The organism is Clostridioides sp. LIBA-6822, assembly GCF_056688955.1.
On record NZ_CP196995.1, the window covers coordinates 3,808,870 to 3,822,725 of the forward strand.

At 29.8% G+C, this 13,856-nt stretch carries 12 protein-coding genes; 1 reads left to right on the forward strand and 11 read right to left on the reverse strand.

Features of this window, described 5'->3' with window-relative positions; all coding sequences use genetic code 11:
- Positions 1 to 141: 141 nt before the first annotated feature.
- The gene (locus ACTG48_RS17995) at positions 142 to 1,131 is read right to left on the reverse strand and encodes an SPFH domain-containing protein (RefSeq protein ID WP_479917593.1); all 990 of its coding nucleotides are present in this window, start codon (positions 1,129 to 1,131) and stop codon (positions 142 to 144) included.
- Positions 1,132 to 1,462: 331 nt separating this feature from the next.
- Here ACTG48_RS17995 and dapB point away from each other — a divergent pair, with 331 nt between their 5' ends.
- Positions 1,463 to 2,218 (forward strand): 4-hydroxy-tetrahydrodipicolinate reductase, encoded by a 756-nt coding sequence (dapB, locus tag ACTG48_RS18000; RefSeq protein ID WP_479917594.1) that lies wholly within the window; start codon positions 1,463 to 1,465, stop codon positions 2,216 to 2,218.
- A gap of 206 nt (positions 2,219 to 2,424) precedes the next feature.
- Here the strand turns inward: dapB and ACTG48_RS18005 are convergent, their stop codons facing one another.
- The 10 genes from ACTG48_RS18005 to ACTG48_RS18050 form a co-directional block, all read right to left on the reverse strand.
- On the reverse strand, positions 2,425 to 4,110 hold the full coding sequence (locus ACTG48_RS18005) for an exosporium protein (RefSeq protein ID WP_479917595.1): 1,686 nt from the start codon (positions 4,108 to 4,110) through the stop codon (positions 2,425 to 2,427).
- 103 nt (positions 4,111 to 4,213) lie between these two features.
- Positions 4,214 to 5,434: a DUF4179 domain-containing protein gene (locus tag ACTG48_RS18010; RefSeq protein WP_479917596.1), complete on the reverse strand. Its 1,221-nt coding sequence runs from the start codon at positions 5,432 to 5,434 to the stop codon at positions 4,214 to 4,216.
- Positions 5,435 to 5,496: 62 nt separating this feature from the next.
- Positions 5,497 to 6,030 carry a sigma-70 family RNA polymerase sigma factor gene (locus tag ACTG48_RS18015; protein ID WP_021386260.1) on the reverse strand — a complete coding sequence of 178 codons (534 nt, stop codon included), beginning with the start codon at positions 6,028 to 6,030 and terminating at the stop codon, positions 5,497 to 5,499.
- A 219-nt stretch (positions 6,031 to 6,249) separates the two neighbouring features.
- A complete protein-coding gene (gene hpt, locus ACTG48_RS18020; protein WP_021386183.1) occupies positions 6,250 to 6,789 on the reverse strand; it encodes a hypoxanthine phosphoribosyltransferase in 540 nt (179 codons plus the stop codon).
- A 313-nt stretch (positions 6,790 to 7,102) separates the two neighbouring features.
- Positions 7,103 to 8,410 carry an L-cysteine desulfidase family protein gene (locus ACTG48_RS18025; RefSeq protein ID WP_479917597.1) on the reverse strand — a complete coding sequence of 436 codons (1,308 nt, stop codon included), beginning with the start codon at positions 8,408 to 8,410 and terminating at the stop codon, positions 7,103 to 7,105.
- Positions 8,411 to 8,837: 427 nt separating this feature from the next.
- Positions 8,838 to 10,613, reverse strand: coding sequence for a sigma-54 interaction domain-containing protein (locus ACTG48_RS18030; RefSeq protein ID WP_479917598.1), 1,776 nt, complete (start codon positions 10,611 to 10,613; stop codon positions 8,838 to 8,840).
- Positions 10,610 to 10,747 (reverse strand): hypothetical protein, encoded by a 138-nt coding sequence (locus ACTG48_RS18035; RefSeq protein ID WP_021386277.1) that lies wholly within the window; start codon positions 10,745 to 10,747, stop codon positions 10,610 to 10,612. The genes ACTG48_RS18030 and ACTG48_RS18035 overlap by 4 nt, the downstream gene beginning before the upstream one ends.
- 77 nt (positions 10,748 to 10,824) lie before the next feature.
- Entirely contained in the window at positions 10,825 to 11,394 is a 570-nt protein-coding gene (locus tag ACTG48_RS18040) for a class I SAM-dependent methyltransferase (protein ID WP_021386272.1), read from the reverse strand.
- A 183-nt stretch (positions 11,395 to 11,577) separates the two neighbouring features.
- A complete protein-coding gene (locus tag ACTG48_RS18045) occupies positions 11,578 to 12,213 on the reverse strand; it encodes a single-stranded DNA-binding protein (protein WP_479917599.1) in 636 nt (211 codons plus the stop codon).
- A 657-nt stretch (positions 12,214 to 12,870) separates the two neighbouring features.
- Positions 12,871 to 13,752, reverse strand: a complete 882-nt coding sequence (locus ACTG48_RS18050) for a TSUP family transporter (protein ID WP_479917600.1) — start codon at positions 13,750 to 13,752, stop codon at positions 12,871 to 12,873.
- Between the last annotated feature and the right edge of the window lie 104 nt (positions 13,753 to 13,856).

The following is a 13,856-nucleotide window of genomic DNA, read 5'->3' on the forward strand; positions in this document are numbered from 1 at the left end:
TTTTTATTCTTGTTTATCCTTATCAAATCCGACTGCTTATTTCCACTATGTTTATTTATTTTACTAAATCTGATTACTTATTTTTATTGTATTTTATTCATTCTTATTCAGCATTTTAAACTATCTTAACTTTACCTTAGATTAATACATCGAACCACTATTTACTACTGGTTGTGCATCTTTATTACCACAAAGAACCACCAATAGATTACTTACCATAGCTGCTTTACGTTCTTCATCTAAAGTTACAACATTATTTTCACTTAAATTAGTTAGTGCCATTTCTACCATACTCACAGCCCCCTCAACAATCTTTTTACGTGCTGCTATTATAGCCTCTGCCTGTTGACGTTGTAACATCGCTGCTGCAATCTCTGGTGCATAGGAAAGGTGAGTAATTCTCACTTCACACACTTCAATTCCTGCAATATCAACTCTTGATTGTAATTCGTCTTTTAATTTATCTGCTATTTCCTGACTGCTACCACGAAGAGATTTCTCATCTCCATCTTCAGACACATCGTATGGATAAAGTCTTGAAACATTACGAATAGTTGAATCACATTGAATAGATAAAAATGTATTATAATTATCCACATTAAACACAGCCTTAGTTGCATCTATAACTTTCCAAATTACAACAACTCCTATTATAATTGGATTCCCTAGTAAATCATTAACTTTCTGTTTTTCATTATTAAGAGTCATCGTTTTTAAAGATACTTTTTTCCCTCTTGGATTAGATGATATATCTACTTTTTCATCAGAAGAAGATTTTGATACATTAATTCTCGATGATGTTGGATTTATTGCTGAACAAAATGGATTTACCCAATAATATCCCTCTTTTTTTATAGTTCCATAATAGTTACCAAACAAAACTAGAACTATAGCTTCTTTAGGATTAATCATTTTTAGACCAAAACATAGGATAAAGTCTACCAGTATAAATACAAGCCCTAAAATTAGCATAAGTGAGCCTATCCCAGCAAAACCATTATCAAGTTTTATTATTCCAAAAACCATGATGCTTATTGAAACTATTAAAAACAAGATAATCATTATCAAAGCCACTACTCCATTAAATGTTTTCGCTTCTTTCTCTTGATAAGTTTTTTCTTCTTTTAACATATCTATCACTCCCATATTCGTGTATTAAGTTAAGATATTTCTAATTTAATAATATCACTTTTAATGCCCTAAATGTTGAATTTAAAGTTAATACTCTAAATTTTCACCTATATATATCTTTAGTATTTTTAATATATCAATATTAATTTTTAAATGCCTTTTATGAAATATGAACTTATATTTAATATATATTAAATTTGAGTACACTTTTTTAAATATCCAGTAAATTGTAACCCTATTATCACTAATATTATTTTATATAGATTATATTAGTGATAAAATAAACTTATAGTAATACAACAAATTTTTATTAATTTCATAGGAGGAATTTATGTTGAAAGTTATAATTAGCGGTTATAATGGAACAATGGGAAGAGTATTAGCAGAATGTGTAAAAAAGGATAGTGAATTACAACTAGTGTGTGGTGTAGCTAGGTCTGCTGATGAAAAAGGTTGTCATGGTGATACAAAACTTTATAAAACAATGACTGATGTAACTGAAAAAACTGATGTCATAATAGATTTTTCACATCATGCAACTTTAGAGCCAATATTATCATATGCACTAAAAAATAATACACCTGTGGTATTAGCCACTACTGGCTATGATGAGAGTGATTTAAACAGAATAGAAGAAGCATCAAAAAGTATTCCTGTATTATTGTCATCAAATACATCTCTTGGAGTGAATATCTTAATCAAATTAGTTAAAGATGCATCAAAAATGCTAGATGGCTTTGATATTGAAATCATAGAAAAACATCACAATAGAAAAGAAGATGCTCCTAGTGGAACTGCTACTATGATAGCAAATGCAATTAAAGAAGTATTACCAGAAAGTATAAACACACATGGAAGATATGGTAGAGATTGTAAAAGAAAAGCAAACGAAATTGGAATACACTCTATAAGAGGTGGTAATATAATCAGCGACCATGACGTTATATTTGCAGGAGATAATGAAGTTCTTACATTAAGTCATCATTCTCAATCTGATGAGGTATTTGCAAACGGTTCTATAATCGCAGCTAAATTCTTAGTTGGTAAACAATCTGGACTTTATAAAATGTCAGATATATTAGGATAGCTTTTTATACATAATAAATCTCAATCTATTTAAATATCCATATTTTAAAATTTGAATACTTAATAGATTGAGATTTTAACATATTTCTAAAGTTTATAACTTCTATCTATTTCTTTTGCATATAAATATTTTCTTATCTATTATTTCACTTATTGATATATAATAATATCTTTTACTATCTTATAGTTTTTTATTTCTCATATAAATTATTGTATTCTATACACTGATACATAACCAGATGGAGAAGTACCTGTTGTTCCTGAGCCAAAGGTAAAACTTAAAGTTATTGCTGCTGCTCTAGCGTCAACTAAAAAACTTAAACTTACACTTACATCTGATGAGGTAAGTGTATTTACTGCTTTTGCTACAAAGTTATTTTGAGCTGTTCCATTAAAGTTAGTTGTAATTGCCATAAACCCTGCAAGTGAAAGCGTAGCACGTATACCAAAAGATACATTATACACTCCTCCAACTGCAAGATTTATAGTACTACTTGTTGGTAAAGTTATATTAGTTCCATTTATAAATGATGAATTAAATGTCACCAATGAATTATTCACTAAGCTTGGAGAAGTTACTGTAAATTGTGCATTATTTGATGCTAATGCTCCAGTTGCCCCTGTGTTTCCTGTTGGACCTGTTGCTCCATTGGCCCCTGTTGCTCCTGTTGCTCCTGTTGCTCCTGCCACTCCATTGGCCCCTGTTGGGCCTGTTGGGCCTATTGCTCCTGCTGTTCCTGCTGCTCCTGTTGCTCCTGTGTTTCCTGTTGGACCTGCTGCTCCATTGGCCCCTGTTGCTCCTGTTGCTCCTGTGGCACCAGCTGCTCCATTAGCTCCTGTTGGACCTGTTGGACCTATTGCACCTGCTGCTCCATTAGCTCCTGTTGCTCCTACTGCTCCTGTTGGACCTGCTGCTCCATTGGCTCCGGTTGCTCCAGTTGCCCCAGTTGGACCTACTACTCCATCTGCTCCTGTCGGGCCTGTTGCTCCTACTGCTCCGGTTGGACCTATTGCTCCATTGGCTCCGGTTGCCCCTGTTGCTCCAGTTGGACCTATTGCTCCATCTGCCCCTGTTGCTCCTGTCACTCCAGTTGCCCCTACTGCTCCATTGGCTCCGGTTGGGCCTGTTGCTCCTACTGCTCCTGTTGGGCCTATTGCTCCATCTAGACCTGTTGCTCCTACTGCTCCGGTTGGACCTACTTCCCCATCTGCTCCTGTTGGACCTGTTGCTCCTATTGGACCAGTAGAACCTGTTACTCCATTTAATCCCGTTGCTCCTGTACTTCCTGTTGGACCTGTTGCCCCTGTATTTCCTGTTGCTCCTGTTTCTCCAGTTACTCCATTGGCTCCTGTTGCTCCAGCATTTCCTGTTGGACCTGTTATTCCATTGGCTCCTGTTGCTCCTGTATTTCCTGTTGCTCCGGTTGGGCCCGTTGCTCCTGTTGCTCCAGCATTTCCTGTTGGACCTGTTATCCCATTTGCTCCTGTATTTCCTGTTACTCCGGTTGGACCTGTAGAACCTGTTATTCCATTTACTCCTGTGGCTCCTTTGTTTCCTGTTGACCCTGTTATTCCATTAGCTCCAGTTGCTCCTGTATTTCCTGTTGGGCCTGTTATTCCGTTTGCTCCTGTTGCTCCGATATTTCCTGTTGGGCCTGTTATCCCTGTAGCTCCATTAGCTCCAGTTGCTCCTGTATTTCCTGTTGGGCCTGTTATTCCATTGGCTCCAGTTGCTCCTGTATTTCCTGTTGGCCCTGTTATTCCATTGGCCCCTGTTGCTCCAGTCGTTCCTTTAGGACCTGTTGGCCCTGTTGGACCTGCAGGACCCGTTGGACCTGTTGGGCCTATATCTTGATACAAACTTGGACCTGAATTGTCCTTATAATTACTCATATAATAAATCCTCCCTATTTTAAAATTAGAGCAACACTCTATAAATATTGAGTATTGCTCTAATTAATTATATGAATCGACAATTTTTTATGTGAGAATATATCTATTTACTTATATCAATATCTATACTTTGATTGTTAAAGGTTGTTACATTATTATTATTTTTACCCCAGTCTTCTATTATTGGAGTAACACTTATTTTCTTAACATTTTTTCTAATTTCATATTCTAAATAAGATTCAACATATTTACCTTTAGGATAACCTAAGTCATAGCCTCCTGCACCGCCAACAAATTCTAATTTTTTTCCTCTTCCATCTTTAAGTTCAAACTCTAATATTTTTGGTGCATTATCATCCTTATCAAAATTATATTTATTAGTTTTAAATCCATATATTATCCTAATCTTTGTAGGAGAAACTCTTACTTCTTTCAACACTAAATCAACATCAATATCTTTATTTTTTAATCTTACATTCTTATCTACATTATAAATTCTTGTATCTTTAACTATATTTGAACCATTTATATTCGTATTAAATGACCAATTTCCACTAAGATATCCATTTAAGTGCTCACCTTCTACTCCTCCCATATTTCCTATCTCTATCTCTTTTGATGTCTTTATACTCTTATTTAACTCATACTCGACTTTATTTATACTTATCTTTATATCATAGTCTTTATTTAAATCTATATTTTTTAATAAATCAAAATTTTCTACATCACTTTTTCCATCTCCATCTTTATCTAGATTATCAAGCTTACATGTCATAACCATATTAGTAGTGCCATCTTTATTTTTTTCTGATGTAGAAGCACCTGTTATTGAAACAAAGTTCATATCTCCAACTTTAATTTTAATATCATCAATTCCTAAGAATCCATTTTGTTTCTTTAACCCCAAAGCATCTTTATCAAGCTTACTATCATCAACACTTATGTTGAGGAATAGTTCTCCATCTCCAAGCATAATCTCATTTAACTTTATACTGATTCCTTTATCTGTAGCAACACTATCTACAATGTTTTTATAAGGTTTGAGTTCTTCAGTATCCTTATTAAAGAAATATTCTATTTGTTTTCCTATATGTTGCATATATGCTAGAGTAGTTTCATTAGTAAATGCAGATGTACCTAAAATAACTACTGATAATCCCCCTACTAGAGCATACCTCTTAAAATTATTATTCTTCTTATTATATTGAATCTTAGATTTCATTCTCTTTTTCATCTTAGATTTCTCTTCACTACTTAATACAATGTCATCATATTCTTCTATATCTATATTTGTCTCATTAAATAAATCAAATTTATCTTTCATAAAAAATCTCCTTTTCCTCTATATTTTTTATATTCAAATACTTGCTATTATTCATTTTATATTTAAGCTTTCTTCTTATTTAAATGAATTTTCATCTTTTTTCTACCTCTTGAAAGTCTATTATGTAGATTTTCAACAGTAGTTTCATTTTGTATAGCTATGTCTTTTAGAGAAATATCTTCTAAATAATACTTTCTAAAGAGTTCTGCATCTTTATCACTTAATGTACTTATAAGGTCATTTACTTCTTCTTCAATTTCTTTTTTATCCAATTTTTTATCTATATAGAGTATTTCTTTATCTTCCAATTCTAAATGCATATTATTGTTTGTGTACTTTTTCCTATAATTGATTGCTCTATATTTAGAGATAGAACCTATCCAATTTTTAAATGAATTTTTTTCAATATCAAATTTTTCTATGTTATTCCATATTGATAAAAGTACATCATCTATACATTCTTCTTCATAAATTCTAGCATTAGCAAGTGTTCTTCTGACTATAGATGTTATAAAATTCCCATACTCATCAATAAGCATTTCCATACCTTTTTCTTTTTGCTTTTTTATATTTTTGATTATAAGTTTATCCTCCAATTTAATACCTCCTTTGTAAAAGCCTTTACAATTACTAATACAATTAAAAATCTCATTTCCTATCAATTATTTAAATTTTTTTTATTATATTATAAAAATAAAACCAGTTAATCTGTATAAAGTTAAATTAATCCTACTTTAAATTGCTTTTTAAATGAAAAAAGCCCCAACACGATTAATAAAAATCATATTAAGGCATCCACAAAATTATATAATTGCTTATCTATCTTCATCAGTAACATTGAATATATAAGGAACATTTCTATAGTAATCACCAAAATCAAATCCATATCCAACTACAAATTTATCTTCTATTTCAAATCCACAATAATCTGGTACTAAATCTACTTTTCTTCTACTTGGTTTGTCCAAAAGAACACAACATTTTAAACTAGATGGGTTTTTAGCTTTTAAATGCTTTAATACAAAATCCATAGTTAATGCAGAATCAGTAATATCATCTACAACTAATACATCATATCCTGCTATATCAGTAGTAACATCCGCAACTACTTTAACCCTTCCAGTACTTTCTTCACTATTTCCATAACTAGATGTAGTCATAAAATTAACTCTAAGAGGTAAATTTATATTTCTAACTAAGTCCGCACAAAATATAAAACTACCTTTTAATAGAGAAACTACCATAAGATTTTTATCTTTATAGTCTTTTTCTATAACTGCTCCTAATTCTTTTAATTTATCTTTAATTTTTTCTTCTGAATACAACACTTCCCATTTTTTTGTTTCTATATCCATAAAAAGACCTCCAATTGTAATAATCCTTCTTAATTTTATAAGAGATTGCTCATTTTTTCAATACTCTTATTCAATATTAGCCAATATTATTGAGTTTTTAAGTACATTCAACAATTATTAACAATGTATCTTATATTTTAAGTAGTCGATATATTAATACTAAATTACATACTATATATTTTAGACAAAAAAAGAAAAAACTTGCAATAACAAGTTTTTTCCATTTATACATAATCACATTTTATTAGGGGTACTAACCAAATTTATTTATGCTATTTTTATTGTATTTATAATATAAAAATATTTTAAAATACTAATCAACTTTATTCATATCATTCATTACATTTAGGATTATCTCATCTGTTATAGACATACCTTTATCACTTACTCTACCTAAGTTTTGTATACTTTGCTCAACACTTGAACCAACTATACCATTTAGTGGTGGTACAAAACAATCCTGCTTAGCTATTATAGCACTTTGTACAGCAGCAGATGCAGCAGATGATAATTTCAATGCACAACCAGCTTTTGCTCCATCACATATCATTCCACTTAAATCAGCTATCATATTTTCTATAGCTCCCTCTATTTGCTTTTCAGTACCATTCATAAGCCAAGAGATACCAGCAGTTGCTCCAGTAGATGCAGCAACTCCACATCCACATACAGCAGATAATCTTCCTGTATAGTTTTTGATATAACCAGTTACTAAATGTGATATAGCTAAAGCTTTTGCTAGTCTTTCATCAGATTGTGGGAATTTTTTATTGTAAGCAACTATTGGAAGAATTGCTGTTAAGCCGTGGTTACCACTTCCATTTGAACTCATAACAGGCATTTTTATTCCTGCCATTCTAGCATCTGAAGCTCCAGCAGTTAACATCATTGCATAGTTTATAACATCATTACCTAAAAGACCTTCTTCCATAGATTTTTTAATTCCATATCCAACACCTATACCAGTTTTTTGCTTTAATCCATACTCAGCCATTTCTTCATTCATTTTTACTCCATCTAGTAAAAACTCTATATCTTTAAAATCCATATCTTCTATATTTTTTACTAACTCTTGTATAGTTACAGTATCCATTAAGCTTTCAGCTTTTTCTGCTGAAGCATTTGAAGCTGATACTTTTGGTTCATTATCTAGTAATACTTCTCCATCTTTCTCAAAGTATGTGAAGTTGTCATGTTTAGTTCTTATTCTAACCTTAGAAGTATGATTTGCTCCTTTTAATACAACCTCTATAAACACTTTCTCTTTTGTATCTGCAGGTGCTATTGATAAAGGATTATTATCTATATAATCTTCAGCTATTTTAACTTCTTCCTTTGTTAAGGTCTCTAACACACTTAATCCGTTTTCAGAATGTCCACCTACTATACCTAGAGCTGCTGCTATTTTTAATCCTAATCTTTCAGTACCTGGTATACCTACGCACATACCATTTTTATAGATACTAGGACTAACTAACATACGATTTTCAACGACTTCTTCTCCTAATAACTCTTTTGCCTTTGCACATGCTAGTGCTAAAGCTACTGGCTCAGTACATCCTACTGCTGGCTTAACTTCTGCCTTTAACATTTCCACTAATTCTTTTCTTATATCTCTCATTTTATATAAACCTCCCAATTAAGTTTAGATTTAGTACTCAAATAATTCTATTAAATAATTTCTTATCTATATTTATAGCAATATACATGCCATATTCTTTATTTTTTTTATTTTTTTATTTTTGATATGCTACAATCATTGGTATGGCTAATTCTATGTATATATTTTTTTTATTTATATAGAGATTTTATATTTTTTTCAATTGCTAAAATAGCGACAATTTCGCAAAAAGACAAAAAAAAATCTCAAAATGAGATTTCATATCATTTTGAGACGGTTCAAATATACTATCTAAATATATATATTCAAAATACTCATAATAAAAATTATGCTATTCTTAAAAGTTATAAATTAAAAAAAATTCAAACAATTAATATTTTTATTTGTATTTACGTTTTATACAACTTTTTATTACCTTCTTATATTACTATGAGATTATATTGTATTTTTCAATTTTTCTATATAATGTAGCTCTTGATATTCCAAGTGCTTTAGCTGTTAATTCTTTATCTTTTTTATAATCTTTGTATTTATTTAAAGCTTTTATTATCTCAATTTTCTCAAGTTCATCAAGTGGAATTACTTTATCACTTTTAACTTCTAATTCTTCTACAGATGTATTTTTTATTTTTTGAGGAATCACATTCATTGTAATTATTGGAGATGAAGACATGTTCACACTATATTCAATGATATTCTGTAACTCTCTTATATTGCCTGGCCACTTATATTCAATCAAGGTATCAACAACCCTACTGTCTATATCAATAACATTTTTAGCTAGTTTTTTTGAATACTCTTTAACCATATGCTTAATTATAAGTGGTATATCATCTTTTCTTTCTCTTAAACTTGGTAATTTTATAGGTATAACATTTAATCTATAATATAAATCTTCTCTAAATGTCCCATTTTGAACCATTTTTTCTAAATCTTTATTTGTTGCAGCAATAATTCTTACATCAATTAAAACATTTGATTTACTTCCAATCTTATTGAGCTCTTTTTCTTGTAATACTCTCAATAGCTTTGACTGTAAATGCAAACTCATATCTCCTATCTCATCTAAAAAGATACTTCCTTTATGAGCTACTTCAAACATTCCAAGCTTTCCACCTTTTTTAGCTCCAGTAAAAGCTCCCTCTTCATATCCAAATAGTTCACTCTCCAATAAATTATCTGGTATCGCTGCACAGTTTACAGCTATAAAAGGATTATCAACCCTATTACTATGATTGTGTATGGCTCTTGCAAAGAGCTCTTTACCCGTTCCACTTTCACCAGTAATAAGTACTGTTGAAGTTGATTTAGAAGCCATCAGTGCTTCTTTTTTAGAATTTCTTATAGCTGTACTTTCTCCAATTATATTTTCCAGTTTTATCTTATAATCTTTATTAATCTTATTGTAGTTTTTTATAGCGTCTCTTTTATCTATAAAGTCAATAACGTATCCTTTTAATTCATTTTTTAATACTATTTTATTGATGTTATATATTCCCTTTGAATCATATCCATATCTCTTATAAAAAAAGCTACATGATTTATCTTTCTTAAAGTTATTTATAGAAGGCTTCTGTATAAAGTCTAATTCAGCAAATATGTTTTTGCCAGTTATATTATCTTTTAGATTAAAAAGCTCTTTAAATTTTGAGTTATATTTATCAATTTTACCATCTACATCAATAGATACAACTGCCTTGTCCATATTGTTTAATAAAGTTTCTAATTTTTTCTTTTCTAATTCCAGTTCATATGTTTTAATTTGAGCTTTTAATTTGCTAGATATTAAATCTGCCATCTTGCCTAAAAAGTTTATAAGACCACTTTTATTATTTTCTATAATCTGTGCCTGCTCTTTTGTAAAGGCTATAAGACCTATAACACCATGAGAATCACCATCACATATAATAGGGCAACACACCTCTGCAAACTCTACACAAGCATCATTTTTATAACATTCCTTACATATATCACTACTCTTTGGGTCATCAATCAGTATTGTAATCTGTTCTGTAAGTGATTTTTTAAAAGCCGTATACTTATCTACTTTCTCACCTATTTTATCTACATATACTCCTGTTCCTGCAATCCTAAATAACTCCTTATTTACTATAGTTACATCTATATTGAGTACTGATACTATAGCCTCAGCTATGTTTTGAATATCAGTTTTTATATATTCTAGACCTATCATAATCATCATTCCTTGTTTTTTCTTAACATAAGTATTTGTCTTATTTCTTTAAGAATTAAGTATATCTTATTTAAAGTAAATTGGATTGACATTAGGACTACAAAGAGCATAACAATTATTATCAACTCATAATTTATTTCCATCTAAACATCTCCTTATAACAAAAGACTAGGCTTAACCTAGTCTTTTATATTATATCCATATTTATATTTTAACTCATTTATCTTCTTTTTCCCACATAAATATATTTTAATTTATTTGACTCTTTAATCATACCGTCAAAGTTTAATCTTGAAAATATATTGAATACTTCATGTGGATAGTGAATCTTTGCAACAGAACCACAAAACTTATGTTTAAGATAGTTTAACTTAACTTTTAAATTTTTTAAATTTAAATCCTCTAATATAACCTCTCCATTGCCCTTTAAAACTCTTTGTATTTCGGATGAAGCTTTTTCACAATCTGTAATAACATTAAATTGGTCTACTATTATTATCTTGTTGAAATGATTATCATCAAATGGTAAAAACTCTAACTTACCTTTAACTACATTGCAATTTTCATTATATACTAAAGAGTAACAGACATCTTCATAGTTACTATTCTCCAGTATAGTTACAGAAGTACCAAGACCTCTTAATCTCTTGCCTAGGTTTCCTATATGACCAACAAGCAATATTTTATCACCTACATTATACTCAATTGTATCCAAAAAACATTCTAATTCATCAGATGTATATTTAGCTTTAACTGGCTGTCTATTTATCTGATATAATATGCTTTTCACAATGCTTCACCTCTTCATTTCCTCAATTATAAATTATGTACAGATTACATTATAATAAATGGCGAGCAACTATTCAAGAGATATTTCATTAGTATTTTTTTAAACAATCTTTATGCATTTTAATATGTTATTATAGCGAAATTATTAGTATTTTGTTCATAAAAAACAGTATACTTTTTGAGTCTATTCATTGTTATTTTCATCCAGTTTTTTTATTTTCGATATTGATACTTCATATGCCATTTTTTTAATCACATTATTTTCATCTATTTTTTTCTCATACTCTCTACTTTGAACCCTACCCCAAAGCTGTATTCTATCACCAACCTTTAGATTCTTTGCAAATTTAGCATTTCTTCCCCAAACTATAGATGGTATATAATCAGATTTGTTATAAGGTCTATTTATAGCCACTAATAAATCAGTTATTTCCCTTCCTAGAGGTGTCTTCCTATACACAGGCTCCTTACATACATATCCATCTAGAAATATGCTATTAGGGTCCTTATTTTCCTCGTCTATGCTTTTTATTTCTCTGGCAAACACAGTAAGCACTAATCTATTTTTATTATTTAATGTTTTATTATATGATCTTAATTGTCCTACAACATTGACTAAATTTTGTTTATCGAGGTCAATGTCTTGAAGAAGTCTTTCTGATACAGTCATTGGAAGTATATCAAAAGAATCACTTAGTCTGTTTATTTTTATTTTCATGCTATAAAATTTTTCTCCAAATATCTCATGACTAAATTCTAGCTTATTGTCTAACTCCCCTCTTAAGTTTACTACGTTATTCTCATCTTTAACAGCTATCATATTTTATCCCTCCACAATTGTTAATTCTTATATTTCTGGTATCAGCTTATATAATAAATATATTTGTGAGAGATGTATTTTATTACAAATCTTTGATTGCTGTTTAAAAATTTTTATTTAGTTATAAATTTCATTTAATCTTTCAGTTTTAAACTTATAAAATTTCTATACGATTATATATCATCACTGATGAATTTCCCCATTTTAGCTTTAGATTAATTATGAAACTCTTTTAATGCTTTTTAAGTCATATATAACTCATTTTTAATACTTATATGCAAGTAAATTCAACAACTTAAATTTATACAAATAACTCAGACAACTATCAAGTCATTATAAACTTACTTTTTATTATATACAAGTTATATTAGACTTATTATGATAATATTTTTACTAATCTATTTTAATATATGAATACTTAGTCAGTTTATTGAGTATAAAATATAAATATTTAACTTCAAATTATACTTTAGTTTTTAGAAATATAACAATTTATACATCTAATTTACTAAATTATTATATATATTACATAATTGGCATGTTAATTGCTTTATATAATTATATTAATTTAATAAATAAAAAACTGCCTTAAAATATTAATTCAATATTCTAAAGCAGTTTATGATTTTTATTATTAGCTGTAATATTTAATAAATACTAAGCAGTCTTTTTATTTTTATTTGCAGCCATTATCATTGTAGCAGAAGTGTAAGCTATAACAACTATTACTAATGCTTTTAATATATCCATTGGTAGAGTTTTTACTATATATGCTGCTATGAAAACTCCTATTAAACCACAGATAGCTATTATAACTGATGCTTTTTTAGTATATGCATCTTCTTTTATGAATTTCATACTTGCAACTGGCATTAATAATGCACAAGAACCCATAACTATTGGGAATGCAACTTTTGAAGACATTCCTAAGAAATAAACCATTGCCATACCAGGAGCATATAGACCTATACCAGCTGTCATTAAAGCACCTAGTATAAAGTTACCTACTACACCTATTACTAATTTAACACCAGTAAGACCTAATTCATTTCCTCCACCTGGTAATACATTAACCCAAGGATGACCTAATAACATTAATACTGCTGTTAATGCTAGAGTCACACCCATAACAAGTTGTATTTTTCTCTCGTCCATTTTAGCTATTATTCCTGCACCTATATATGAACCAACAGCTGCTGCCACAACCATAGATACTAGAGTAACACCATCAACTGGTATGATTGATGTAAATATGAATGCTTCTGTTACAACTGGAATTGTATGTGCTACGTTTAATGTACCAGGCATTTTCTTATCTGGTATATTTAATTTTAAAGCTTTTGACATTGCTATTGTTGGAGCAAATGACCCTATTCCTAATGTATCAAAGAAATCTGTTATAAATCCTGTTACAGCAACTTTTGGAGTACTTTGTTCTTCTAGTTTCCCCTCTTTGTTTGCTTTAGCTACGTCTTTACCAAACACAACTGCAAAGATTGCTGCGAATACTACGTATAATGCCTTTAAGATTGCTACCATAATCCATCCTCCTATTTTTTTATTTTTTAATATATTCTGAATCTTATAGCCTAAAAGCTATAGAATAGTAGCCAATAAGAGGCTACTATTCTATTTTAATTTCC